Source organism: Aeromonas sp. FDAARGOS 1415, assembly GCF_019048365.1.
Lineage (GTDB): Bacteria > Pseudomonadota > Gammaproteobacteria > Enterobacterales > Aeromonadaceae > Aeromonas > Aeromonas taiwanensis.
Map to the genome: position 1 here is coordinate 2,463,549 of NZ_CP077363.1, position 23,634 is coordinate 2,487,182.

A 23,634-nucleotide genomic window follows, 5' to 3' on the forward strand; every position below is an offset into this window, starting at 1 on the left:
GGCGGATCCCGGCTCTCGCGTGCGGCAGGCCCTGCTGCCGGATCCCGAGGCCCAGCGCCGCTTCTTGCGGCGTCACGGGGTGGAGGAGGCGCGTCTATGCAGAGTCGCCTGAACCTGGATGCCCTGCTCGACCTGATGTATCAGGGGACTGCCGAGACCCTTTATATGGTCGGGGTCGCGGCCCTCTTCACCCTGTTGCTGGGGTTGCCGATCGGTGTGCTGCTGGTGGTGACCCGCAAGGAGGGCGTGCTGCCGCTGCCCCGCGTCAACATGGTGCTGGGGCTGCTTATCAACATCGGGCGCTCGCTCCCCTTCGTGGTGCTCTTGATCGCGCTGATCCCCCTGACCCGGCTGCTGGTCGGTACCACCCTTGGCAGCACGGCGGCGATCGTGCCCATCACTCTGGGGGCCTTTCCCTTCTTTGCCAGGGTGGTGGAAAATGCCCTCGATGAAGTGGACAAGGGGCGTGTCGAAGCGGTGCTCGCCATGGGGGGGAGCGGCTGGCACGTGGTGGCCAAGGCGTTGTTGCCCGAGGCGCTGCCAGCCCTGCTGGCCGGGCTGACCCTGACGGTGGTGATGCTGATTGGCTTCTCCTCCATGGCGGGGGTGATCGGTGGTGGGGGGCTTGGGGATCTGGCCATTCGCTACGGGTATCAGCGCTTCGACGATCAGGTGATGGCGGGGACCGTCGTCATTTTGCTGCTGTTGGTGCAGCTGGTGCAGGGAGTGGGGGATCGGGTGGTGCGGGCACTGGCCCATCGCCGCTAGGGGCATCTCCCTTCATCAGGCTGCCAGCAAGGTGCCAGCCAATAAAAAAGCGAGCCCGAGGCTCGCTTTTTTGCAATGACATCAAGGGGTCAACTTAGTTGACGCGACGCTTGAATTCACCGGTACGGGTGTCGATTTCGATCTTGTCACCGATCTCCACGAAGGCGGCAACGGCCAGCTCGTAGGAGGTACCCTTCAGGCGGGCAGGCTTGGTCACTTTACCGGAGGTGTCGCCACGGGCGGCCGGCTCGGTGTACTCGACTTCGCGAACGATGGTGGTCGGCAGCTCTACGGAGATGGCTTTCTCGTTGTAGAAAGTCACTTCACACAGATCTTCCATGCCGTCTACCAGGTAGTTCAGCGCGTCACCCAGGTTGTCTTTCTCGACGTCGTACTGGTTGTACTCGGTGTCCATGAAGACATACAGCGGGTCGGAGTAGTAGGAGTAGGTGCACTCTTTACGCTCCAGCTGAACGACTTCCAGCTTGTCGTCGGCCTTGAAGACGGTTTCGGTGGCGCTGCCGTTCAGCAGGCCTTTCAGCTTCATCTTGACCACGGCGGAGTTACGGCCGGATTTGTTGAATTCAGCCTTCTGGACCACCATCGGCTCGGTGCCGATCATGACTACGTTGCCAGCGCGGATTTCCTGTGCGGTTTTCATGTAAAAAATTCCTGTTCGTGAAACGGACGGATAAAAACTGCCAGATTATATACGGCTTTCTAAAAATTTCACCAACCTCGTGACGAGATCCCCGCCGGCAAGCAACTTCTGTGACCAGGCTCCCCCATGTTGCTGCCAGATGGCGCCGTATCGCGGCCATTGGGCCCAGAGTTCGCCGACATCCTGCCCATGGTTGAGGGCAAGATTGACGTCGCGCAGCCACTGGCCGCACTCGGCGGGCAAGTCCGCCAGATAGTGGTCGAGGAAGTCCTCCAGCTTGGCGATGTGGGCCTCATCGTCCTGGGGGTAGATGTGCCACAGGAAGGGGCGCGCCGCCCACTGGGCCCGCACGAAGGAGTCCTCCCCGCGCACCAGGTTGAGGTCGCAGCTCCACAGCAGGCGATCGTAACCGGCCTGATCCGTCATCGGCAGCAGCTTGATGGCGAGGTTGCCCGAGCGCAACAGATCTCCCGCCCGGGCAGTGGGGATGGCCTCTGCCAGCCCGGCGCCGGTGAGCACGTCGTTGAGGGAGCGGCCGAGCGGCAGCAGCAGGGTGACCGGCGTGGCGCCCTGGCACCAGCTCGCCATCAGACTTCTGAGCGCCGCGCTCTCGTAGGTAAAGAGGCTGACCCGCAGCTCGTCTTCTCGTTTAGGTGGCAGGCCCAGACTCGCCCAGTAAACATCGAGCCCCGCCTCGTCCTGCTGCCAGCGCTCCCGCTCGGCGATAAGCCCCCGCTCGCACAACAGGCCGCCCGTTTTCTGCGTGAAGCCCGGGAAGAAGAAGTACTTGTCGAGGCTGCGGTTGCCCGCCCGCTGGGGGGAGGCGAGGCCGTGGCAATCCTCGACCCAGGCTTCGGCGGAGAGGTACTCCAGGTTGATCCAGCAGGGGGCAGGGGACTGCGCCGCCATGCGCTGGATGAAGGTGGGGGGCAGCGTGCAGGCGAACGCCTCGATCACCACCCGGGCCGGGATGGCCTCCGGGGGCAGAGCGTCGTGCCAGCGCTGGACATAGACCCCCTGCTGCCACTGGCCGTCCAGGGCGGGGTCCAGGCCCGGGCAGATGCGGGCGAAGCTCGCCAGATCGTCCACCCAGAGCCGCACGCCGGTGCCCCCGGCCTCCTGCTGCAACTGGCGGGCGAGCCGCCAGGTGACGCCGATGTCGCCGAAGTTGTCCACCACGGCGCAGAAGATGTCCCAGTCGAACGGGGGGAGAGGGCTTGTCATGTCGGGGTCCAGATGCAAAAAAAACCGGTGCGCAGGGTAGCACACCGGTGACTTGGCTTCTAACCGTCAGGCTTGCGGATCACTCCTTGCCGTAGACGTTGTTCTCCTGCTCGCGCACCCGGATAAAGGTGGTGCGCTTGGTGAGTTCCTTGAGCTGGCTGGCCCCCACGTAGGTGCAGGTGGATCGCACGCCCCCCAGGATGTCGCGCACGGCGTTTTCCACCGGGCCGCGATAGGGCAGCAGCACCGTCTTGCCCTCGGAGGCGCGGTACTCGGCGACGCCGCCGGCGTGCTTGTCCATGGCGCTGGACGAGCTCATGCCGTAGAACTTCATGAAGGGGGCGCCATCCACGTCGACGATCTCGCCGCCGCACTCCTCGTGGGCCGCCAGCATGCCCCCCAGCATCACGAAGTCGGCGCCGCCGCCGAAGGCCTTGGCCACGTCCCCCGGGCAGGTGCAGCCGCCGTCCCCGACGATCTGGCCGCCCAGACCGTGGGCCGCATCGGCGCATTCGATGATGGCGGAGAGCTGGGGATAGCCGACGCCGGTCTTGACCCGGGTGGTGCAGACCGAGCCCGGGCCTATGCCCACCTTGACGATGTCGGCGCCGGAGAGGATCAGCTCCTCCACCATCTCGCCGGTCACCACGTTGCCCGCCAGGATGACGTGGTTAGGGCAGGCCTCGCGGATCTTGCGCAGGAATTCGACGAAGTGCTGGGAGTAGCCGTTGGCCACGTCCACGCAGATGAAACGCAGCGCCTCGGACATGGCGAGGATCTGGCGGGTCTTGACGAAGTCCTCGTCCGAGGTGCCGGTCGATACCATCACATGGCCTAGCACGGCCGGGTCTGTCTCATCGACGAAGGTTTGCCACTGCGCGAGGCTGTAGTGCTTGTGTACCGCCGTCATCATCTCGAAGCCAGCCAGGGCACGGGCCATGGCGAAGCTGCCGACGGTGTCCATGTTGGCGGCGATGACGGGCACCCCCTGCCACTGGGTCTGGGTGTGCTTGAAGGTGAACTGGCGGGTCAGGCTGACTTGGGAACGGCTCTTGAGAGTAGAGCGCTTGGGGCGAAACAGGACATCCTTGAAACCCAGCTTCAAGTCTTCTTCGATACGCATTACGAATTCCTTATTGAGCCTTGTTGAACGTCACTTTTGCAGTGGCAGATTGTCGGCAGGCACAAAAAAACCGGGGGTTTTCAGGGCCTCCGGTTTACAGCAGTGTAGGCAAAAATCCCGCCAGAACAAGACTGATAATTCGTGCCCCGCTGTGGTAGCCTTTGGCGTCACAACCTGAGGATGGCAAACAGTGTCATCCAGCACCTTTTTCTCCCCCCCGTTTTCCACCCTTTTGTCGCTTCTCCCCTTGCGCTGCCGGCACGGATTGTCGCCTGCTGGCGGGATCGCCATGGGCTGTTCGCCGGAGGCCGAGAATCCGGTTGACCCGCCGGGCGGCTGTGATAGATCTGGGCCCAGGTTACACAAGGCGAGAAAGCGAGATGGGCAAGACGATGGTGGGCGCGGCCATGCTGCTGGCGTTGTGCGGTGGCGCGATGGCGGCGCCGGCCAGCTACGGCTGGATCGAGAAGGGGCTGCTCATGCCCTCCGGGGTGGCGGTCAAGATGAAGCTGGATACCGGCGCCCTCACATCCTCTCTGGATGCCCGGGATCTGCGGCACTTCAAACGCGACGGCAAGCCCTGGGTGCGCTTCAACCTGGAGCTGACCGACGCCAATACCGACAAGGTGGTGCGTCAGACCCTGGAGCGGCCGGTGGAGCGCAGCGTCACGGTGCGGGGGGCGGGCGGCATGGAACAACGCCCCACGGTGACCATGAGCATCTGCGTCGGCGACAAGATCTATGAGGAGTGGTTCACCCTGCGGGATCGCAGCAAGATGATCTATCCCGTGCTGATTGGCCGCCGTTTGCTGGCCGAACTGGGGCCGGTGGATGCGAGGCGTACCTTCACGGTACAGCCCAGCTGCCGCTGAGGGGCGTGGAGAAAAAACGGGGGCCTGGCCCCCGTTTTTCATGGCTGAACACTCTTCAGGCCGAACGTGGCGGGGCGGGCAGCAGCACGCTCACCTCCAGCCCCCCCTGCGGCCGGTTGTGGATGTCGAGATCCGCGCCGTGCAGCTGGGCGATGCGCGAGACGATGGCCATGCCGAGCCCCACGCCGTCCCCCTGCTGGGGGTTGACCCGGAAGAAGCGCTCGCACAGCCGCGACAGGGCGGCGGTGGGGATGCCGGGGCCGTTGTCCCGCACATCCACCCGGACCCGGTTGCCCTCCTGGCTGACGATCACGGCGATCTCGCCACCCGCCTGGGTGTAGCGCAGCGCATTGTCGATGAGGTTGCCGAACATCAGGTCCAGCAGCATGGCCTGCCCCATCACCTGCAGATGCTCGCCCCCCTCCAGGGAGAGCTGCTGATCCTTCTTCAGGGCGATGGGGGCCAGGGTGGCCAAGGTGCCCTGCAGCAGGGGGATCAGGGGGAGGGCGGTGAGCGCCGGCGTCTGCTGGTTGTCGATGCGGGCCTGGGTCAGCAGCTGGCGGATCAGGCGATCGCTGCGATCCAGGGCCAGGAGCATCTTGCGCAGCGCCTGTTCGCGGCTCGCCTCGTCTTCGGCCGCCATGGCATTCTCGCTGTGGATGCGCAGCACCGCCAGCGGGGTGCGCAGCTCGTGGGCCGCCTCGTTGGTGAACTGTTTCTCCCGCTCAAGGGTGTCCGCCAGGGCGTGCATCAGCCGGTTGATCTCCCCCACCAGGGGCGTCAGCTCCTCGGCCTTGATGGCCAGGTTGAGGGGGCTCAGGTTGGCGGGGTGGCGCTCGCCGATGGCCTGGGCCAGCTGGTGCAGCGGGGCCAGGCCACGGGTGATCAGCCACCACAGCAGGCCGAGCAGGAAGGGCAAGGTGATGAAGAGCGGCAGCATGGTGAGGGTGGCCATCTTGCTTGCCAGCTCCCCCCGCTCGTCGTCCCGCTCCGCCACGATGAGCCAGGTCTGCTCGTCCTTGTTGTAGAGGGTGAAGGTGCGCCAGTCGTGGCCGTCGCGGTGCACGGCGCCAAAACCCAGTTCCGGCTTGCCGAACAGCTGGCGCGGGGCGCTGGGGGAGCGCAGCAGTATGTTGCCCTCCTCATCCGTCATCTGGAAGGTGAGGTTGCGCTCGAACTCGTGGCCATAGGGGGTGAACTCGTTGTCCTCCCCGATCTGGCCGAAGCCGCTCGGCTCCTGGTGGGGGGCGTTCGGCTCGGCCTGCTCCCACTCCTGGTAGATGGCGCCGTTGCTCGGCAGATCGCCGCTCTGCTGCAGATAGCGGTTGAGCAGCTGGTTGGTGATGCGGGCGGACTGGGCCAGGCGGGCATCGAACAGCTCCTCCATCTCGTGGTTGGCCTCCAGATAGCCGATGAGGCCGCTGACGGCGAGGCTGACGCTGACCAGGGCCAGGATGCCGGAGAGCAGGAAGCGGCGGATGGAGCGGACGCGACTCATGGTGCCAGGGCTCCCTTGCCAGCCTGGCTGTCGAGCTGGGGCACTATGTAGCCGACCCCGCGTATGTTGCGGATGAGCTCGGGGAAGAATTTCTTGCGCAGGTGGTGAATGTGCACCTCCACCGCGTTGCTCTCTGCCCCCTCGTCCCAGCCGTAGAGGCTCTGCTGTAGTTGATCCCGGCTCAATACCCGGCCGCTCTGGGTGATGAGCTCTTGCAACAGCTTGTACTCGTGGGGGGTGAGCCTGACCGGCTCGCCCCGATAGGTGACCTGCTGTGACGCGGGGAAGAGCTGCAACTCCCCGTACTCCAGCACCGCCTGGGCCTGCCCCTTGCTGCGCCGCACCAGGGCGCGCAGGCGGGCGTTGAGCTCCTGCAGGGCGAAGGGTTTGACCATGTAGTCGTCGGAGCCTGCATCCAGCCCCAATACCCGGTCGTCCAGGGCATCCCGGGCGGTGAGGATGAGCACCGGCAGACTCTGTCCTTCCCGGCGCAGCTTGCGCAGCAGGCTGATGCCGTCGATGTCGGGCAGGTTGAGGTCCAGAATGAGGGCGGCGAACTCCTCGCTCTTGAGCGCCGACAGGGCGGGCAGTCCCTGCTGCAGCCAGTCCACCGTGTAGCCGCTGCTGCGCAGGGCATCCACCATGCCGTCCCCCAGCATCACATCATCTTCCACCAACAGGATCCGCATTCTCTTCTCCCCTCAAACGGCACTGCCCACCAGTATGCAAGCTGGTGGGCAGAGTTTAAATAGCGCACTGTTCTGCTTGTGTTTACAGCTTGGCGAGACGCTCGCGGATCTCCTGTCTGCGGCCCTCGTCCGCCAGCTCGCGTCCCGGGCGGGCAGGGGCGGCCAGGGCCTTGTCCAGGTAGACCTTCGCCTGGGCCTTGTCCCCCTGATCCAGCAGGAAGTCGCCGTAGAAGAAGTTGGGGTCGATGCCGGTGGGGTTGATGGCGAGCGCCTGCTTGAGCAGTTGCTCCGCCTTCTCGTCATCGCCAAAGCCTACCGGCCAGCCCGGCACCTGGTAATAGAGCGAACCCAGGCTGGTGTAGGCCGAGCCGTCGAGCGCCTTGGGATCCTGCTTGATGGCGATCTCCAGCCTGGCTTTGGCCTCCTTCACCAGACTCAGGGCCCCCAGCCCGCCCTTGGCGCCAGCCCAGGTGCTCTTGACGATGGCGGACCAGATCAGCAGATCGGTGCGAAACGCCTCCTTGGCACTCGCCTCATCGGCCTTTGCACTCAGGGTCTCCAGGCAGCTCTCCTTGGCCTTGCCGGTCTGCTGGTACTGGCAGTGGGCCCATTGCTGCTGGATGGCGGGCAGGGCATCGGCGGCCCGGGCCAGGGGGCTGACCAGCGTACCTGCCAGAGTGAGCAGCAGGAGGCCGTGGGCGACGCGGGGACGGAATGTGGCGTGTTTCATCTCAATGTTCCTTCTCGTTCGTAGCGGAGGACCCGTGGGGAGGGTGACCCAGGGCGTGGGAGCGGCGGGCATGGCGTTCTATGATGGGGAGCTGCCTGGCCAGCGCCAGATCCACCACGGCGGGCAGCAGGGCGTTGAGGCGCACGAACAGCTTCTCTGGCCAGCCGAGCCAGTAGCGTCGCGTCTCGTTGCACAGGGCGATGACGGCTTCCTCGGCCACGTCCTGGGGGCTGTCGGTGTGGGTGCCGAGCTCGGCATTCATGGCGTAGGCCGCCTCGGAGTTAAGCAGGGTGCGGGTGGCACGGGGGGCGAAGTGGATCACCTTGATGCCGCTCCCTTCCAGCTCCCGTCCCAGCGCCTCGCTGAAGCCGCGCAGGGCGAACTTGCTGGCGCAATAGACGCTGTAGCCGGCAAAGCCGATGGCCCCGAGGCTGGAACCCACGTTCATGATGATGGCGGGCTTGCGCAGCCTTGGCAGCAGGGCGCGGGTGAGCTGGATGGGCGCTTCTATGTTGAGCAGCACCTGGCGCGTCACCTGCTCGCCGCTCTGATCTTCCAGCCAGGCGAACTGGTTGCAGCCCGCGCTGTTGATCAGCACGTCCAGCCCCTCGTCCAGGGCCGGGTGTTGCAGCAACCGGGCACGCTCCTGGGGCGAGCCGAGATCGGCGCTCACCGTCTGGTGGCGCTCCGGGTGGGGCAGCTCCTTGCGCAGGCGCTCCAGTGCGCCCGCCCGGCGCCCGTGCAGCAGCAGGTGAGCGCCCTGGGCCGCCAGCTCCATGGCCAGGGCTTCACCGATGCCGCCGCTGGCACCGGTGAGCAGTATGCGTTTCCCTTCTAACTTCATTGAGCGGATCCCGTGAGCTGATAGAGCATGTCGCCGTAGAGGCGGTAGACCACCTTGGCGGCGTGAATGATGGCGGTCTGGTCGGCGGGGTTCTCCACCCGGTCCATCAGGGACTCGAAGAACTTGAGATGCTCCTGATCCAGGGCGCCGTGGGAGCTCAGGTAGCTCATGGCCTGGGGGGGCAGGCCGAGGCCGCTCTTGAGCTGGTCTGCGACGGTCAGGGCGATGGCGACGCTGGTGCCTTCCAGCACCTGGACCATGCCGAAGAAGCCCATGGGATTGCCGCGCTGGATCTGGTCGTAGAGGAAGGCCACCATCAGCTCGATGGGCAGGCCGGGCTGGCCGTGGCGCACCGCCTCGGCATCGCCGCCACAGGCGCGGATGTCATTGAGGATCCACTCCTGATGGCCGTACTCCTCGTCGATGTACTCCCGGATGGCGCCGCGCACCCACTCGTACTCCTGGCCCAGCTTGCCGCCGGTCGCCATCAGGAGGGGCACCGTGTGGCGCACGTGATAATAGGCCTGCGCGAGGAAGGCAAGGTAGGTGTCGCGATGAATGTCGCCACGGCGACATGCCTCGATGATGGGGGCGTTGAACAGGCGCTCGCGCTCGGTGGCGGTGGCCTGTTGCAGGGTCTGGTAGAAGCTCATGAGGTTTCTCCTGTGAGGCATTGGCGTATCTGCCGGGAAAAGTGCTGATAAATCTCGTCGCGACGGGGGCGACCGTTGGCGGTCAGCAGGCCGGGGTGTTGATCCAGGGCCACCGGCAGCCAGTGATGAATGCGGGCGTAGTCGGGCAGCTGCTGGTTGAGCCTGGCTATCTGCTCCGGCAACTGGGGCTGGGTGCCCGGCAGCGGCTGGATCAGGGCCACGTTGGCGGGCTGGCCGTCGCCGAAGACCACGATGCGGGCGATGGCCGGACAGAGCTGGGCCTGGGCCTCCACCCACTCCGGCGAGAAGTTGCGGCCGAAGGCGGTGATCTGCACGTTCTTCTTGCGCCCGGTGATGTGCAGGAAGCCCTCGGCATCCAGGTGGCCCAGATCCCCGGTGGCGATGGTTCCGGCGAGGGGGGCCTCTTCCCCCAGATAGCCCAGCATGGCGCTGCCGCTCACCATGACCTCGCCGTCGGCGGCGATCGCTACCTGACAGTGGGGCAGGGGCAGGCCGACGCTGCCGGGGCGATCCCCCAGCGGGCCGTTGAGGGCCACGACGGAGCCGCACTCCGACAGGCCATAGCCCTCGTAGACCGGCAGCCCCAGTGAGCGGGCGTGGGCGATGAGCTCGGGGGCGACCTTGCCCCCGCCGACGGCGATGAAGCGCAGCCTCTTGAGTGGCTCGGTCAGGGCCGGGGTGGTGCGGCACAGGGCCAGCAGCAGGCGCAGCAGTTCGGGCACCAGCACCAGGCTGTGGCTGGGCCAGCGTAGCAGGGCCTGGGCCAGGGTGGCCGGGTCCAGGGCGCTGGAGCCGGAGAAGCCGAGCTCCGCCAGCGAAGGAATGCGACTGCAGGCGCCGGTCAGCAGCGGCACATAGAGGCCGGTCAGATTCTCCAGCAGGGTGGCCAGCGGCAGCAGGGTCAGGTGCTGCTCAACCCGGGCCGGGGCGACCCGCTCTGCCAGGGAGGTGCAGACGGCAGTCATCTGTGCCAGTGAGAGGCAGACCCCCTTGGGCTGGCCCGTTGTGCCGGAGGTATAGGTGATCTTGGCGGTGCCGTCGGGCAGTGCCGGGCGTCTGGCCGGGGTGCGCCGCCACAGGGGGAGCGCCTGCGCAGCCGGAGTGCCCGTCAACAGTTGCAGGGGGGCGGCGGCCTGCCAGCCCTCGTGCTTGGGGCCCACCAGGGCATCGGCGCCGCTGCTCTCCAGCAGCCAGGATTGTTGGGCCGGGCTGAAGAAGTGGGGCACCGGGATGACGACTATGCCCGCCCGGGTGCAGGCCAGATCGAGCAGCGCCCAGGGCAGGCCGTTGTCGAGGTGCAGGGCCAGGCGTTCAATGCCGGCCTGTTGCAGGCGGTCGGCCAGCTGCTGGATCTGCTGCCACAGGGTCTGGTAGTCCAGCGCCCCCTGGCTGCCTTGCAGGGCCGGCTGGTGCGGTGTCTGGCTGGCGTGGCGGGCGATGGCGTCGAACAGGCTCATTGAGCGCACCTCATGTGATGGTCGAGACAGTGCTGGCTGAACAGGGTGGGCATGGTTTCCAGCAGGTTGAGCAGCAGGCTGTTCTGGGCCAGCACCTCGCGTCCCTGATTGATGTCGCCCACCATCACCCTGGGCTGGCAGCGGTAGTATTCCCCCCAGGCGCTGGCGTCGTCCCCCACCTGGTGAGCCTGGGCGGGGGCCAGCTCCACCGGGTTGAGGCGCAGACGGGTAAAGCTGTTGCGCAGTTTGGCGGTGCCGGTGAAGACCACGTAGTCGAGGGCGTTGTCGCACAGCAGCCGGCAGAGGGCGGCAAACATCAGGCGGGCATTGCCCGGCTGGCTGCAGGCAAAGTTGCCCACCTCTATGATGCGGTTGCGGGCCGGGCGCACCCCGAGGCAGGTCTCGATGGCGGCCTCCACGGGCTGCTCCAGATACTGCTCCAGATAGAGGCGCTCGCCGCTGGCCAGCTTGAGCCCACAGGCCCCGACCAGCACGCCGTCGGCCCGGTAGAGCCCGAGCAGGCAGGGGAGAAAGTGGGGAATGCGGGCGTTGAACTCCAGGGTGTAGGCGGCCTGGATATAGGTCTGCAGCGCCATGACCTGCTGCGGGGACTCGGCCAGGATCAACCTGTAGGGGGCTTGGATCTCTGTGGTCATGGTTGGCTCCTTCTTTTGCGATGGGTTGAGAGTAAAAGGGCAAACTTAAGAAACCCTTAAGGCATGAAAAAAGAGGCGAACGGGAGAGGGGGCCGCGCCGACCATGGGCAGACAGACAAAACAGTTGCCAGCGGCGGGCGTGGCAGGCACTCTGCCCCGCTGTCGCCACCCGAGGAGTCCCCATGTCATCCCCAGTTCGCTGTCCCCTCTGCTCATCCAGCCAACACTACCCCCTGCCGGTGGCAGGCAAGGGCTATCACCGCTGTCTGGCGTGTGAGCTGGTCTGGCTGGACGAGGCGGACCACCTGGACGAGGCGGCCGAAAAGGCGGTCTATGACGGGCACGACAACCGGGTGGACGATCCCGGTTATCGGCGCTTTCTGATGCGCGCGTTCGGGGAGGTGCTGGCGCGGGTGTCGCCCCCGGCCCGCGGCCTCGACTTTGGCTGTGGCCCGGGCCCGGCGCTGGTCGCCATGGGGCGGGAGGCGGGCTATGAGATGGCGGGCTACGACAAGTTCTATGCCGATGAGCCCGAGCTGCTGACGAGACAGTATGACTTTATCACCAGCACCGAGGTGGTGGAGCACCTGGCCGAGCCACGCGCCGTGCTGGACGGGCTCTGGGCCCGCCTAAACCCCGGCGGTGTGCTGGTTCTGCAGACCCAGCGGGTGCTCGGGGACGAGCGCTTCAAGACCTGGCGCTACCGCCACGACCCGACACACATCGTCTTCTTTGCCGAGGCGTCGTTTCGCGCCCTGGCCGCGTGCTGGCAGGCAGAGGTCGAATTTCCCCATGCCGATGTGGCGGTCTTCACCAAACCCTGAGTGGGGCGTTTTCATTTGGCCATGAGTTGGGCATGCTGGTGGTTTGAACCCCAGGAACGGATGCCCCTATCGTCATGTCGACTCCCCACCTCTCACTGCAAGACGCCCGCCACCTGCAGCTCGCGGCCCAGGGGCTGCTGACGCCCCCCAGGCGCAAGGCGAGTCAGGCCGACGTGCTGGCCTGCATCCGCCGCATGGCGCTGCTGCAGATAGACACCATCTCGGTGGTGGCCCGCAGTCCCTATCTGGTGCTGTTCAGCCGCCTCGGCCAGTATGACCCCCGCTGGCTGGAGCAGCTGCTGGCCGGGGGCGACATCTTTGAGTACTGGGCCCACGAGGCCTGCTTCGTCCCCCGGGAGGATTACCGGCTGCTGCGCCACCGCATGCTGGATCCCGCCGCCATGGGGTGGAAGTTCTCGGCACAGTGGCTCAAGACCCACGGCGGCGAGATAGAGCAGATCGTGGCGCGCATCCGCGAGGAGGGACCGGTGCGGGCGGCGGACTTCGAGCGCAAGGGGGGCAAGGGTAACGGCTGGTGGGACTGGAAGCCCGAGAAGCGCCACCTGGAGGTGCTGTTCACCGCGGGGCGCCTGATGGTGCGCGAGCGGCGCAACTTCCAGCGGGTCTACGATCTCGCCGAGCGGATCCTCCCCGAGTGGAACGACGAGCGGGATCTGCCGAGCCGGGAGCTGGCACAGCGGGACATGGTGCGGGCCAGCTGCCGGGCGCTGGGGCTGGTCAAGACCGGCTGGGTGGCGGATTACTACCGGCTGCGCCGCGGCAAGTACGATGCCTTGCTCCATCAGCTGGCGGACGAGGGGGAGCTGTTGCCGGTGCGGGTGGAGGGGTGGCAGCACGGCGCCTTCGTGCACGCATCCCTGGCCGGCGAGCTGGCCCAGGCGCAGGCCGGCACCCTAAAGGCGACCCATACCACGGCCCTGTCACCGTTTGATCCTCTGGTGTGGGATCGCAAGCGGGCCAGCGAGTTGTTTGGCTTTGACTACCGCATCGAGTGCTATACCCCGGCCCCCAAGCGTCAGTACGGCTACTTCGTGCTGCCCCTGCTGCATCGCGGCAAGCTGGTGGCCAGGATGGACGCCAAAGCCCACCGCAAGGAGGGGGTGTTTGAGGTGAAGAGCCTCTATCTGGAGGCAGGGGTCAGGGTGACGCGCACCCTGGCGCAGGACTTGCTCAAGGCGCTGCAAAGGCTGGCCGACTGGCACCAGACCCCGCAACTGAGATACGGCGCCGTGCCCGCCCCCTTGCTGGGACTGTGGCAAAACGAGGTGGCGTGATTCGCCGACTCCCAGACAAAGAAAAACCGGGCACCAGGCCCGGTTTTTTGATGGCGATCGGAACCGCTTACTGGAACACCAGCACCATCAGCAGGCCGACGGTGATGGCGGACACCAGGAAGGCGAAGCCATAGAACACGTAATGGTGCAGCTTGGTGGTGTGGATCCCGAGGTCGTGCAGGCCGTGGTAGATGCGGTGCATGCCGTGCCAGACGGGCAGGGCGATGATCACCAGCAGGATGCAGGCACCCCACCAGGAGCTGGCGAATTCCAGCACGCGCTCGTAGCTCATGGTCTCCACGTCCATGATGCCCATGGGCACCAGCAGACCTGTGATGAGGACAATGACCGGCAGCAGCATGGCAACGACCATGCCACCCGCACCAAACAGACCCCAGTAAATTGGCTCGTCAGAACGTCTCATTGTTTTCTCCTCAGGCCACGATGATCAGGACAAGCAGGGATACCACCGCCAGCGCCACATACTGGGCGATGACGATCGGCTTCTCCGGCACCAGGTCTTCACCACGGAAGATGCGCATGGCTTTCGGGGCCAGGGCGAACCAGGTCTTGGCGTGGAACAGGCAGGCTGCCAGGGCGACGACGTGGAACAGGATGGCGATGGGGCTCTGCAGGGATTCCAGCCAGCCGTTGAACGCCTCCTGACCCTGGACCAGGCGCATCAGACCCCACATCAGCACCACGGCATAGATGGAGACGAAGATGCTGGTGCCTTCGCGGATCATGTAGCCGGTGTAGAAGGCATTCTTCAGCCACCAGTCTTTCTTCATCTCGCGCACGTAGGGCTTACGTTTGCTCTCAGTGTTGTTCATGGTCTCACTCCTGGTCTCAATCCGGCTTGAACATGGCGATCATGTAGTCCTTGGCGCTCTCGACCTTGCCAAGCTGGATGGCGGCGGCCGGATCCACGCCTTTCGGGCACACTTCGGAGCAGTAGCCCACGAAGGTGCAACCCCAGACGCCTTCGTCCTGGCTGATGATCTTCATCCGCTCCTTGGACGCGCTGTCGCGGTTGTCGGCGTTGTAGCGGTAGGCCAGTGCCAGGGCCGCGGGACCGGTGAACTTCTTGTTGATGCCGTACTGCGGGCAGGCGGCGTAGCACAGACCGCAGTTGATGCACATGGAGAACTGGTGATACTTCGCCATGTCAGCCGGGGTCTGGGTGTACTCGCCATCGCACAGGTTGCGCGGCTCAGACGGGATGATGTAGGGCTTGATGCTCTCCAGCTTCTCGATGAAGTCGGACATGTCCACCACCAGATCGCGCTCGATCGGGAAGTTGTTGAGCGGCTCTATGGTCATCTTGCCCGGCAGGTAGTCGCGCAGGAAGGTCTTGCAGCCGAGTTTCGGAATGCCGTTGACCATCATGCCGCAGGAGCCGCAGATCGCCATCCGGCAGGACCAGCGGAAGCTCAGGGTGGAGTCCAGTTGATCCTTGATGTACTGCAGGGCATCCAGCAGGGACATCTCTTTGAGGTAGGGCACCTGGAAGGTCTGCATCCAGGGCTCGTTATCCTGCTCCGGACGGTAGCGCAGGATTTCAATTTCGATCATCTCAGCCATTCTTCTTAGCCTCGTCTTGTTTCTCACCCTCGGAACCGTACACGCGCTTGGCCGGTTGGGATTTAGTGATCTTCACATCGGAATAGTCGATGGTCGGGGCCCCTTCGCCGTTGTAGAAGGAGAGAGAGTGCTTGAGGAAGTTCACGTCATCACGCTCTTCGTAACCGTCCAGACGCTGGTGGGAACCGCGGGACTCTTTCCGGTTGATGGCGGAGTGCGCCATGGCTTCGGCCACGTCCAGCATGTAGCCCAGCTCGATGGCGTATAGCAGATCGGTGTTGAAGACGGAGGACTTGTCGTTGATCTTGATCTTCTTGTAACGGGCCTTCAGCTCGTTGATCTTGTCGATGGTGCCCTGCATCAGCTCTTCGGTACGGTAGATACCGACGCCGGATTCCATGGACATGCCGAGTTCATTGCGGATATCCGCCGGGTTTTCGGTGCCGTCGATGTCGAGCAGGGAGAGGTGCTGCTTGATGAGCGCCTCGGCCTTGGCGGCCAGGGCGGCGGTGTCGCCGTGAGCCTGGGTCTTGGCGAATTCACCGGCGTGTTCACCGGCCACTTTGCCGAAGACCACGATCTCGGACAGGGAGTTGGAACCCAGACGGTTCGCGCCGTGCAGACCGACGGAGGCACACTCGCCCAGGGCATAGAGGCCCGGCAGACGGGTGGCGCACTGGCCGTTGGTCTCGATGCCGCCCATGGTGTAGTGGGCAGTCGGACGCACCGGGATCGGTTCTTTCACCGGATCCACACCCACGTAGGCCTTGGCCAGTTCGCAGATGAAAGGCAGACGTTCCTTCAGGTATTTCTCGCCGAGGTGGCGCAGGTCGAGGTGAACCACGTCGCCCATGGGGCCCTGGATCACGCGGCCTTTCTGCTGCTCCTGCCAGAAGGCCTGGGAAAGGCGATCGCGAGGGCCCAGCTCCATGTGCTTGTTCTTCGGCTGGCCGACCGGGGTTTCCGGGCCCAGACCGTAGTCTTGCAGGTAGCGGTAGCCATCCTTGTTCAACAGGATGCCGCCCTCACCGCGACAACCCTCGGTCATCAGGATGCCGGTGCCCGGCAGACCGGTCGGGTGGTACTGGACGAACTCCATGTCCCGCAGGGGCACGCCGTGGCGGTAGGCCAGGGCCATGCCGTCACCGGTGACGATGCCGCCGTTGGTGTTGTAGCGGTAGACGCGGCCGGCGCCGCCGGTGGCCAGCACCACGGACTTGGCCTGGATGAAGCGGGTGATGCCGTTCTGGATGTCAAAGGTGACGACACCCTGGACGCGACCGTCTTCCACGATGAGATCCAGGCAGAAGTGCTCGTCGAAGCGCTTGATGCTCGGGTACTTGATGGAGGTCTGGAACAGGGTGTGCAGGATGTGGAAGCCGGACTTGTCGGCGGCGAACCAGGTGCGGGGGATCTTCATCCCGCCGAAACGGCGCACGTTGGCCTTGCCATCGGGCTTGCGGCTCCAGGGGCAGCCCCAGTGCTCCAGCTGGATCATCTCGTTGGTGGCGTTCTCGACGAAGTACTCGACCACGTCCTGCTCGCACAACCAGTCGCCGCCGGAGACGGTGTCGTTGAAGTGGTTTTCGAGGGAGTCGTCATCGCGGACGACGCCGGCGGCACCACCTTCGGCAGCGACGGTGTGGCTGCGCATGGGGTAAACCTTGGAAATCAGGGCGATGTCCAGGTCGGGGTGGGCTTCTGCAATGGCGATTGCGGCACGCAGGCCACCGCCACCGGCACCGATGATGGCGACATCGGTCTTGATAATATCCACATCTGCCTCCTTAGGGATAGATTTGCTGGGCACGATTTTGCTCTATGAAAAAAATTCAGGCTTGATGCAAGTCAAACTGCTCTGTTTTAGTGCGTGGCAATGGTGGTTTTTAGTACAACCACCCCATTCCATGGATGAAAACGCCGTATTTATCGCCATCCGTCAGTCATCAGGATCAGCCGCAACCATGAGTCCGGTTGTTTTAACCCCCAGATTATATGTAGTTTTCTTTCAGGAAAATGAGAAATGCCTCTCTTTTTGGGTATTACCCTTAAAGTTTTTAAGTTTTTTATCAAAATTATTTAGTAAGAATTATTCTCAGCGTTTCCCACCGAAAATAGACTTCAAAAAAGTAATGCGAATATAGACTGCATGCGCCAAGGGCGGGCTGGATGCGAGCTGAATGGGGAGGCGCGTCACAAAAATGGCCCGTGAGGCTCCCGGGTAATAACTACTGAAACAAAAGGGATTTTACGAAAAAAAAGGGGCCTGTACGGCCCCCTGAATAGGGTGGTCTCAGATGCGGAACATGCCCACCTGATTGTTCAGTTCGCCTGAGATATTTTTAAGCTGGGCCGACAGATTGCGGGAGCTGTCCGCATCGACCGCCAGCTCGTCGGAGACGTCCTTGACCGCCTGGATGTTGCGGCTGACCTCGTCGGTGACCGCCCGCTGCTCCTCGGCGGCGCTGGAGATCTGGGTCGCCATGTCGGAGATCTGGTTGATGGAGGTGGTGATCTGTTCCAGGGCCTGAGTGGCGTCGTTCGCATCCTCCACGCTGTTCTGGGCCAGCAGCTGACCCTCGTGCATGGTGCTGACGGCCCCCTGGGTATTGCGCTGCAGGGTCTCGATCATGCTGCGGATCTCGACGGTGGAGCTGTGGGTGCGCTGGGACAGCACCCGTACCTCGTCGGCCACCACCGCAAAGCCGCGACCCTGCTCGCCGGCCCGGGCCGCCTCGATGGCGGCGTTGAGCGCCAGCAGGTTGGTCTGCTCGGCGATGCCCTGGATGGTGGAGAGGATGGTGTTGATCTCCTGGGCGTTCTTCTCCAGCTCCTGGATGATGCCGGAGGCCTGCTTGACCTGGGTGGCGAGATCCGTGATGGAGCGCTGGTTGCGTGCGATCACCTGCTTGCCGTGCTCACAGCTGCTGGAGGAGCTGCGGGCCGCTTCCGCGGTCTGCTCGGCATTGCTGGCGACCTCGACGGCGGTGGCGGACATCTCGTGCACCGCGGTCGCGATCTGGGAGATCTCGTTCTGCTGGCGGGCCAGCCCCTGGTTGGATTTCTCCGCCATGTCGTGGGAGGACCTGGCCTGCTGATTGAGCTGGCTGGAGGAGTTGGAGATGTCCTGCACCATCACGTGGATGCGCTCGATGAAGGTGTTGACGTGTTTGGCGACGGCGCCGACCTCGTCTTCCCGCTCGATCTTGATGCGGCGGGTCAGGTCGCCGTTGCCGCGGGAGAGATCCGCGATGGCGTCGCCGAGGGTCTTGAGCGGAGCCAGGGAGCGGTTGATGGCTACGTAGGAGAAGCCCGCGACGATGAGGATGGTCAGCAGCCCCTGCAGCAGGGCGGAGGTCACCATGCGCGACACGGACTGATAGGCGACCGCCTCGTCAACGACGATGCCGAAGTACCAGTTGGTATTGGGGATCTCGGTGAGATCGAAGATGCTCGCCTTGCCGCTGATCTCCATCTCGGAGATGGTGTTGTCATGGGCCAGTTCGTTGACCTTGGCCGCTGTCAGCTCCGGGGAGATGGCGGTGGCGGGTTTGAGGGTCAGCGCCTTGTCCGGGTGGGCGATGATGGTGCCGTTGCTGTCCACCAGGATGGCGTAGGTGCCTTCCGAGTTCATGGCGAGCACGTCTTTCACCAGACCGTCGATGGAGACGTCACCGGCGATGACGCCGTCGGTGTTGCCGCGGCTGAAGGGCTCGGCGATGGTGATGATGAGCTGGCCCGTGGTGATGTCGGCGTAAGGGGCCGTGATGGCGAGCTTGCCGGCGGCCATGGCGTCCTTGTACCAGGGGCGCTGGCGCGGGTCATAGCCGGCCGGCAGATCGGTGGGCTTGCTCTGGATCATCCGGCCATCCTTGGTGCCCACGTAGACGAGATCGAAGTTTCCCGCATTCATGGACTGGGCCAGGTGGCTGAGGGGCTCGTCTTCCTTGGCGAAGGCTTCCTTGGTGGCGGTGACGAGATTGATGCGGGCGTCGAGCCAGCGGGAGATCCCCTTGACGTTGGCGATCGAGCTGTCGTCGATGAAGCTCCAGATCAGTCGCTGTGTCTCGCTGCGCAACTGGGAGGTGTTGTACCAGACCTGCAGGCCGGTAATGACCAGAATGATGGCCCCGATGGCGAGGACCAGCTTGTTCTTGATGGATAGGTTCATGTTTACATCCTTGTGAGCGTCAGTCTGAGATCCATGGTGTTTGTTATTGTTATGAGCCAACTCTGTATCGGCTGGCTGTGGACTTTATGTATCCCGGTGCACAGCAATTTTTCGACTTTTTTCACCTCCCGACGGCCCGCCAGGCCGCGCCGATACTCAGCTGAATCGATCTGGCCGGTTGGTAAAGATGCCATCGACACCCATGCTGGCGAGGGCTCTCTCATCACTCACTTCGTCGACCGTGTAGACCAGGATCTTGAGCCCCCGGCGATGGGCATCCGCCACCAGGGTCTGGTCGACAAAATCCACGTCGCAGTTGAGGGACCAGGCCCCCAGCTCTTCGGCGAAGCGGGCCCCGTGCAGCGGCAGGCTGGCGGTCAGGGCGCCGAGGCGCAGATCGGGCCTCAGGCTGGCAAAGTGCGCCAGCTCGGGATGGTGGAAAGAGGAGATGACCCAGTGCGCCGGGGTGAAGCCAAGTTCGGCCTCGGCCCGACGGGTCAGGGCGGCCACCGGCTCGGCGGTGCCAGCCCCCTTGAGCTCGATATGCAGTTCGCAGCGCCCCGCCACCAGCGCCATCACCTGCCACAGGGTCGGGATCCGCTCCCCCTGGCCCGCATCCAGGCTCGCCAGGTAGTCCCGGGACTGCCCGGTCAGAACCCCGTGCCCGTCGGTGCAGCGCTCCAGCCGGCGGTCGTGGAAGACCCAGAGCTCGCCGTCTGCCCACTGTACGTCGAGCTCGATGGCGCCGACGCCAAGCTCCAGCGCGACGGCCATCGCCTTGAGGGTGTTCTCCGGTGCCAGGCCGCTGGCACCGCGATGGGCAATGATCTGCATGCTTGCTCCTGTTGTTGTCGGTGCACGGCGCTGCGCTTGTTGCACCCTACGAGGCTAGCTCAACCCCGGCTCATCCGGATATCGATCTGCTGGTGAGGCAGGTGCATGCCTATCTGGTGGCGTTTCTCCAGGATCAGCGAGTGCACTTCGTGGGTGCACGGGGACATCCGGTGATCCCTGCGTGTCATGCTCAACCCCGGCTCATCCGGATATCGATCTGCTGGTGAGGCAGGTGCATGCCTATCTGGTGGCGTTTCTCCAGGATCAGCGAGTGCACTTCGTGGGTGCACAGGGACATCCGGTGATCCCTGCGTGTCATGCTCAACCCCGGCTCATCCGGATATCGATCTGCTGGTGAGGCAGGTGCATGCCTATCTGGTGGAGTTTCTCCAGGATCAACGAGTGCACCTCGTGGGTGATGGGCATCCGGTGATCCATGTTGTTCACGTAGAGGCGGATCTCGTAGATGAGGGCCGAGTCGGTGAACTCGACCAGGAACACCTCCGGGGTGGGGGTATCCAGCACCAGAGTGGACTCCTGCACGCACTGTTCCAGCAACTGCTGCACCTGCTTGGGATTCTGGGTCAGGCCGATGCGGATGCGCAGCTTGACCCGGGTAATGGCGTCGGACAGGGACCAGTTGATGAACTGCTCCGTGATGAAGGCCTTGTTGGGGACGATGATCTCCTTTCGGTCCCAGTCCACTATGGTGGTGGCCCGGGTCTTGATCTTGGTGACGGTGCCGGTCAGATCACGGATGGTGACGGTGTCACCGAGCCGGATCGGCTTCTCGAACAGGATGATGAGGCCGGAGACGAAGTTCGCGAAGATCTCCTGCAACCCGAAGCCCAGCCCCACCGATAGGGCCGCCACCAGCCACTGGGTCTTGGACCAGTCGATGCCGAGCATGGAGAAGCCGGTGAGGGCGCCGATCAGCAGCACCAGGTACTTGCTGACGGTGGTGAGCGCGAAGCCGGTACCGGGGGAGAGGCTCAGGTGCTGGAGCAGGGTGAGCTCCATCAGCCCCGGCAGGTTTCGGGCGGTGACCACGGTCAGGATGAAGGCAAAGGCGGTCAGCATCAGATCCTGCAGGGTGATGGCGGATAGCTGCTCGATCCCCGCCACCTTGCTGCTCACCTGCCATACCTCGATGCTGCTGAGGAAGCTGAACGCCGAGTTGAGATCCGACCATTGCACCACCACCAGCATGGTGAAGCCCAGCATCAGCAGAGTGCGCACCAGGCCGAGGGACTGGGCGCTGATGGTGTCCAGATCCAGCTCGGGCTCCTCGACCACGTCGGGGATCTCGGAGCTGAGATCGTCCTCGTCCCGTTCCCGCTGGGCCAGGATCTCGGCCCGCTTCTGCTTGGCGCGATCGAAGGCGAGGCGGCGGCGCTGGATCAGCATCCAGCGGTGGGCCAGGTAATAGGCGAGCAGGCAGCCCAGCCCCATCAGCAGGCTCAGTTCCAGCTGGCGAAGCAGGATGCGGGAGGTATAGAAGTAGCCAAACAGGGTGCCCAGTACCGCCAGCAGGGGGGCCAGCATCAGGCTGTTCCAGATAAAGTGGTGCAGCAGGTGGGGCTTGCTCATGTCGGCCTGGCCCCAGGTGAGGGGCAGCTTCTCCCGGTTGAGGCGGGCGAAGAAGAGCAGCAGCCAGAGGGCGCCGACGATGAAGGCGAGGCGGCCGAGGGAGTCATAGAAGGCGTGCTCCTGATAGCTGCTCGCCATGCCCTGGACGAAGAAGCTCGGGATCAGTACCAGCAGCAGGGTGCGGAACTGGCCCCATACCTTCTGGACCCGCTCCTTCTGCCAGCGGAAATGCAGGATCAGGATCCCCTTCTCCAGAGAGAGGTGACGGGCCACCAGCAGGGCCAGCAGCAGGAACCAGATTTCCCCCAGTCCCCGGGCCACCGCCACCGCGAAGGGATATTGCCAGGCGCCGTCGAGCAGGCCATGCACCATGATCACCATGGCGGGCAGCGGCAGTGCGGCAAGCACGGAGCGCAGCAGCAATCGGCTGGTGAGGCTGAACTTGTCCTGGGTCACCTTGCCGATGCTGGGAGCTATGTAGTGGCTGTAGTGGACGAGGTGGCGAGCCAGTTTCAGCCAGCACCAGGCCAGCCCCAGCAGGGCGAGCCCGGCCAGGGTGAGGGTCAGGGGGCTGTTCTCGGCGATCGCTTTGGGGATCTGCAGCCAGTTGACCGGATTGAAGACCAGCGCCAGGGCGGCGGGCACGCCGAGCAGCACGGCGGGGCTCAGGGGGCGCACGTCCGGCATCCAGAAGAGGTGGCTGGCGCTGAGCTCGCGGATCTCGTCGATCTTGCTGTTCTGGCGGCTGTAGAGCAGCTTGAGACGGGTCTGTTCCTGGATCAGGGTGTCGGAGGCATCGTTGAGCCGGGTCAGCAGTTGTCGTCTCGCCTTGAGCAGGTTGTCGAGCACGGCGCGCTGGGCCCTGTCCAGGGTGATGCCATCTCCGCTCAGCAGGTGGTTGCGGACCTGTTCAGGATCCTTCAAGGCGTCCTGCTCGGTCTCGTACTGGTACTTCGCCATGCGCGCCTTGACGATGGCGGACTCCAGTCTCTCCAGCGGGAAGTAGGCAGGCAGGTCGGCGAGCTTGCTGCGCAGGTTCTCGCCGTAGGCGTTGCTGATCTGCAGCCATTCCAGTTGCTCGCGCACCGAGTTGACCAGGTCGTTGAGCCCGGAGAGGGCGCTGTCTATGGTGCGCTGCTCGTCTTGAACCCGTTCAATCTGATCTTCCAGGGCGCCGAGCTGCAGGGAGAGTGCCTGGTTTTGCTGTTGCTGCTCCTGCAGCAGGGGGAGATCCGAGGTGAGCTGGCGGCGCAGGCGTTCACTCTCGGCCAGGGCCAGCTCGGTCTTGTCACGGCGCAGCTGGTTCTGCTGGGCGAGCAAACTGGCCTGCCACTCGTCCTCGTCGGTGATGGCGAGGTTGAGCTCCTGCAGTTTCAGCTTGCCGAGATCGTTGCGCTGCTGGGCGGAGAGCTGTTCGAGTTCCAGCATCTGGATCCGGTCCGACAGGCTCTGCTCCTTGAGGCGGGTCGCCAGCTGCTGGGCCTCCTGCAGCCTGTCCGACTCGTTGCTGAAGCTGAGCCGATCGAGCAGGGAGCGGGTCTGCAGCAACTGCTTGCGCAACTCGTCGACCCTCTGGTGATACTCCTGCCCCGTGCTCTCCAGCTGGTTCAGGCTGTCGGTCACCGCCTGGCGCTCCTTGCGCAGATTCATCTGGCGGTTGCTGCTCAGGCTGATGGCCTGGCGCAGTGCCTCCTCTTTCAGGGAGGAGAGGGATGGGCGGGGCTGGGGCTGGTAGTTGTGCAGCGCCTCCTTGAGGCGGGCGGACTCCTTGGGGTAGTCGATGAGGATCTGCTGGTAGGCCTTGCCCTGCTCCCGGTAGCGCTGGGCGTCGCGGGCATATTGCAGCGCCTGTTGATAGCTCTCTCGCAGCTGCTGGTTTTCCGGGCTCTCCGTCTTGGGCACGCTCTGCAGCAGCTCCTCGACCTGGGTGATGGCATCATCGGCCTGGGCGGTGGAGAAGGGGAGCAGGCTGAGACAGAGCATCAGACAGAGCAGGCGTTGCAACATGGCGCACGTTTCCGTTCATGAGAAGTCGCCCTAGCCTAAAGCAGGGGCTGGGGCGGGTAAAGTCTTCCATCCTAATGATTCACAACATAAATAACGGGTGATCCGGGCTTTGTTTGGCTATTATTCTGGCCGT

General features: G+C 64.2%; 22 protein-coding genes. 5 read left to right on the forward strand and 17 right to left on the reverse strand.

The annotated features are described in order from the left end of the window. Positions 1-96 precede the first annotated feature (96 nt). Positions 97-768: a methionine ABC transporter permease gene (locus I6L45_RS11725; RefSeq protein WP_216982151.1), complete on the forward strand. Its 672-nt coding sequence runs from the start codon at positions 97-99 to the stop codon at positions 766-768. Between the two features lie 94 nt (positions 769-862). On the opposite strand, the gene efp is transcribed toward I6L45_RS11725, so the two are convergent. The 3 genes from efp to I6L45_RS11740 form a co-directional block, all read right to left on the reverse strand. Further along, on the reverse strand, positions 863-1,429 hold the full coding sequence (gene efp, locus I6L45_RS11730; protein ID WP_010673788.1) for an elongation factor P: 567 nt from the start codon (positions 1,427-1,429) through the stop codon (positions 863-865). A 45-nt stretch (positions 1,430-1,474) separates the two neighbouring features. Continuing rightward, on the reverse strand, positions 1,475-2,653 hold the full coding sequence (gene earP, locus I6L45_RS11735) for an elongation factor P maturation arginine rhamnosyltransferase EarP (protein ID WP_216982152.1): 1,179 nt from the start codon (positions 2,651-2,653) through the stop codon (positions 1,475-1,477). Between the two features lie 79 nt (positions 2,654-2,732). Then, on the reverse strand, positions 2,733-3,776 hold the full coding sequence (locus tag I6L45_RS11740) for a GMP reductase (protein WP_134695393.1): 1,044 nt from the start codon (positions 3,774-3,776) through the stop codon (positions 2,733-2,735). Positions 3,777-4,156: 380 nt separating this feature from the next. Here I6L45_RS11740 and I6L45_RS11745 point away from each other — a divergent pair, with 380 nt between their 5' ends. Next, positions 4,157-4,648, forward strand: coding sequence for a RimK/LysX family protein (locus I6L45_RS11745; protein WP_216982153.1), 492 nt, complete (start codon positions 4,157-4,159; stop codon positions 4,646-4,648). A 55-nt stretch (positions 4,649-4,703) separates the two neighbouring features. Here the strand turns inward: I6L45_RS11745 and I6L45_RS11750 are convergent, their stop codons facing one another. The 7 genes from I6L45_RS11750 to I6L45_RS11780 all read right to left on the reverse strand — a co-directional run bounded on the left by I6L45_RS11750 (position 4,704) and on the right by I6L45_RS11780 (position 11,196). Further along, on the reverse strand, positions 4,704-6,146 hold the full coding sequence (locus I6L45_RS11750; RefSeq protein ID WP_216982154.1) for an ATP-binding protein: 1,443 nt from the start codon (positions 6,144-6,146) through the stop codon (positions 4,704-4,706). Further along, the gene (locus I6L45_RS11755) at positions 6,143-6,835 is read right to left on the reverse strand and encodes a response regulator (protein ID WP_216982155.1); all 693 of its coding nucleotides are present in this window, start codon (positions 6,833-6,835) and stop codon (positions 6,143-6,145) included. Before I6L45_RS11755 ends, I6L45_RS11750 begins: the two co-directional genes overlap by 4 nt. 82 nt (positions 6,836-6,917) lie before the next feature. Further along, complete coding sequence (locus I6L45_RS11760; RefSeq protein ID WP_216982156.1) at positions 6,918-7,565, reverse strand: tetratricopeptide repeat protein; 648 nt, start codon at positions 7,563-7,565, stop codon at positions 6,918-6,920. Between the two features lies 1 nt (position 7,566). Continuing rightward, on the reverse strand, positions 7,567-8,409 hold the full coding sequence (locus I6L45_RS11765; protein WP_216982157.1) for an SDR family oxidoreductase: 843 nt from the start codon (positions 8,407-8,409) through the stop codon (positions 7,567-7,569). Beyond that, the gene (locus tag I6L45_RS11770; RefSeq protein WP_216982158.1) at positions 8,406-9,062 is read right to left on the reverse strand and encodes a TenA family transcriptional regulator; all 657 of its coding nucleotides are present in this window, start codon (positions 9,060-9,062) and stop codon (positions 8,406-8,408) included. Before I6L45_RS11770 ends, I6L45_RS11765 begins: the two co-directional genes overlap by 4 nt. After that, complete coding sequence (locus tag I6L45_RS11775) at positions 9,059-10,540, reverse strand: AMP-dependent synthetase/ligase (protein WP_216982159.1); 1,482 nt, start codon at positions 10,538-10,540, stop codon at positions 9,059-9,061. The genes I6L45_RS11770 and I6L45_RS11775 overlap by 4 nt, the downstream gene beginning before the upstream one ends. After that, a complete protein-coding gene (locus tag I6L45_RS11780) occupies positions 10,537-11,196 on the reverse strand; it encodes a thermostable hemolysin (protein ID WP_216982160.1) in 660 nt (219 codons plus the stop codon). Before I6L45_RS11780 ends, I6L45_RS11775 begins: the two co-directional genes overlap by 4 nt. A 182-nt stretch (positions 11,197-11,378) precedes the next feature. On the opposite strand from I6L45_RS11780, the gene I6L45_RS11785 reads away from it, so the two are divergent. Continuing rightward, positions 11,379-12,020 (forward strand): class I SAM-dependent methyltransferase, encoded by a 642-nt coding sequence (locus tag I6L45_RS11785; RefSeq protein WP_216982161.1) that lies wholly within the window; start codon positions 11,379-11,381, stop codon positions 12,018-12,020. Positions 12,021-12,094: 74 nt separating this feature from the next. Next, a complete protein-coding gene (locus I6L45_RS11790) occupies positions 12,095-13,315 on the forward strand; it encodes a winged helix-turn-helix domain-containing protein (RefSeq protein WP_216982162.1) in 1,221 nt (406 codons plus the stop codon). Between the two features lie 67 nt (positions 13,316-13,382). Here I6L45_RS11790 and frdD read toward each other — a convergent pair whose 3' ends face one another. The 4 genes from frdD to frdA are packed head-to-tail and all read right to left on the reverse strand — an operon-like array spanning position 13,383 to position 16,676. Continuing rightward, positions 13,383-13,739 carry a fumarate reductase subunit FrdD gene (gene frdD, locus I6L45_RS11795; protein ID WP_043762147.1) on the reverse strand — a complete coding sequence of 119 codons (357 nt, stop codon included), beginning with the start codon at positions 13,737-13,739 and terminating at the stop codon, positions 13,383-13,385. 10 nt (positions 13,740-13,749) lie between these two features. Then, on the reverse strand, positions 13,750-14,148 hold the full coding sequence (locus tag I6L45_RS11800; protein WP_043762146.1) for a fumarate reductase: 399 nt from the start codon (positions 14,146-14,148) through the stop codon (positions 13,750-13,752). Positions 14,149-14,164: 16 nt separating this feature from the next. Continuing rightward, entirely contained in the window at positions 14,165-14,899 is a 735-nt protein-coding gene (locus I6L45_RS11805; RefSeq protein WP_017781598.1) for a succinate dehydrogenase/fumarate reductase iron-sulfur subunit, read from the reverse strand. After that, complete coding sequence (gene frdA / locus I6L45_RS11810) at positions 14,892-16,676, reverse strand: fumarate reductase (quinol) flavoprotein subunit (RefSeq protein WP_216982163.1); 1,785 nt, start codon at positions 16,674-16,676, stop codon at positions 14,892-14,894. Before frdA ends, I6L45_RS11805 begins: the two co-directional genes overlap by 8 nt. A gap of 22 nt (positions 16,677-16,698) precedes the next feature. Here frdA and I6L45_RS11815 point away from each other — a divergent pair, with 22 nt between their 5' ends. Next, positions 16,699-17,043, forward strand: a complete 345-nt coding sequence (locus I6L45_RS11815; RefSeq protein WP_134695404.1) for a hypothetical protein — start codon at positions 16,699-16,701, stop codon at positions 17,041-17,043. A gap of 149 nt (positions 17,044-17,192) precedes the next feature. Here I6L45_RS11815 and I6L45_RS11820 read toward each other — a convergent pair whose 3' ends face one another. From I6L45_RS11820 to mscM, 3 genes are all read right to left on the reverse strand, one after another. After that, positions 17,193-19,070 (reverse strand): methyl-accepting chemotaxis protein, encoded by a 1,878-nt coding sequence (locus I6L45_RS11820; RefSeq protein WP_043762143.1) that lies wholly within the window; start codon positions 19,068-19,070, stop codon positions 17,193-17,195. 156 nt (positions 19,071-19,226) lie between these two features. Continuing rightward, positions 19,227-19,904, reverse strand: a complete 678-nt coding sequence (locus tag I6L45_RS11825) for a glycerophosphodiester phosphodiesterase family protein (RefSeq protein ID WP_216982164.1) — start codon at positions 19,902-19,904, stop codon at positions 19,227-19,229. Between the two features lie 321 nt (positions 19,905-20,225). Continuing rightward, positions 20,226-23,501: a miniconductance mechanosensitive channel MscM gene (mscM, locus tag I6L45_RS11830; protein WP_216982165.1), complete on the reverse strand. Its 3,276-nt coding sequence runs from the start codon at positions 23,499-23,501 to the stop codon at positions 20,226-20,228. Positions 23,502-23,634 lie beyond the last annotated feature (133 nt).

What these genes read in the sequence shown, in the direction of transcription:
- earP (WP_216982152.1), bottom strand. Translation starts at nt 2,653, where the DNA reads ATGACAAGCCCTCTCCCCCCGTTCGACTGGGACATCTTCTGCGCCGTG.
- I6L45_RS11790 (WP_216982162.1), top strand. Translation starts at nt 12,095, where the DNA reads ATGTCGACTCCCCACCTCTCACTGCAAGACGCCCGCCACCTGCAGCTC.
- efp (WP_010673788.1), bottom strand. Translation starts at nt 1,429, where the DNA reads ATGAAAACCGCACAGGAAATCCGCGCTGGCAACGTAGTCATGATCGGC.
- I6L45_RS11800 (WP_043762146.1), bottom strand. Translation starts at nt 14,148, where the DNA reads ATGAACAACACTGAGAGCAAACGTAAGCCCTACGTGCGCGAGATGAAG.
- I6L45_RS11775 (WP_216982159.1), bottom strand. Translation starts at nt 10,540, where the DNA reads ATGAGCCTGTTCGACGCCATCGCCCGCCACGCCAGCCAGACACCGCAC.
- I6L45_RS11785 (WP_216982161.1), top strand. Translation starts at nt 11,379, where the DNA reads ATGTCATCCCCAGTTCGCTGTCCCCTCTGCTCATCCAGCCAACACTAC.
- I6L45_RS11755 (WP_216982155.1), bottom strand. Translation starts at nt 6,835, where the DNA reads ATGCGGATCCTGTTGGTGGAAGATGATGTGATGCTGGGGGACGGCATG.
- I6L45_RS11820 (WP_043762143.1), bottom strand. Translation starts at nt 19,070, where the DNA reads ATGAACCTATCCATCAAGAACAAGCTGGTCCTCGCCATCGGGGCCATC.
- I6L45_RS11805 (WP_017781598.1), bottom strand. Translation starts at nt 14,899, where the DNA reads ATGGCTGAGATGATCGAAATTGAAATCCTGCGCTACCGTCCGGAGCAG.
- I6L45_RS11760 (WP_216982156.1), bottom strand. Translation starts at nt 7,565, where the DNA reads ATGAAACACGCCACATTCCGTCCCCGCGTCGCCCACGGCCTCCTGCTG.
- frdD (WP_043762147.1), bottom strand. Translation starts at nt 13,739, where the DNA reads ATGAGACGTTCTGACGAGCCAATTTACTGGGGTCTGTTTGGTGCGGGT.
- I6L45_RS11750 (WP_216982154.1), bottom strand. Translation starts at nt 6,146, where the DNA reads ATGAGTCGCGTCCGCTCCATCCGCCGCTTCCTGCTCTCCGGCATCCTG.
- I6L45_RS11725 (WP_216982151.1), top strand. Translation starts at nt 97, where the DNA reads ATGCAGAGTCGCCTGAACCTGGATGCCCTGCTCGACCTGATGTATCAG.
- I6L45_RS11745 (WP_216982153.1), top strand. Translation starts at nt 4,157, where the DNA reads ATGGGCAAGACGATGGTGGGCGCGGCCATGCTGCTGGCGTTGTGCGGT.
- I6L45_RS11770 (WP_216982158.1), bottom strand. Translation starts at nt 9,062, where the DNA reads ATGAGCTTCTACCAGACCCTGCAACAGGCCACCGCCACCGAGCGCGAG.
- I6L45_RS11765 (WP_216982157.1), bottom strand. Translation starts at nt 8,409, where the DNA reads ATGAAGTTAGAAGGGAAACGCATACTGCTCACCGGTGCCAGCGGCGGC.
- mscM (WP_216982165.1), bottom strand. Translation starts at nt 23,501, where the DNA reads ATGTTGCAACGCCTGCTCTGTCTGATGCTCTGTCTCAGCCTGCTCCCC.
- I6L45_RS11740 (WP_134695393.1), bottom strand. Translation starts at nt 3,776, where the DNA reads ATGCGTATCGAAGAAGACTTGAAGCTGGGTTTCAAGGATGTCCTGTTT.
- I6L45_RS11825 (WP_216982164.1), bottom strand. Translation starts at nt 19,904, where the DNA reads ATGCAGATCATTGCCCATCGCGGTGCCAGCGGCCTGGCACCGGAGAAC.
- I6L45_RS11780 (WP_216982160.1), bottom strand. Translation starts at nt 11,196, where the DNA reads ATGACCACAGAGATCCAAGCCCCCTACAGGTTGATCCTGGCCGAGTCC.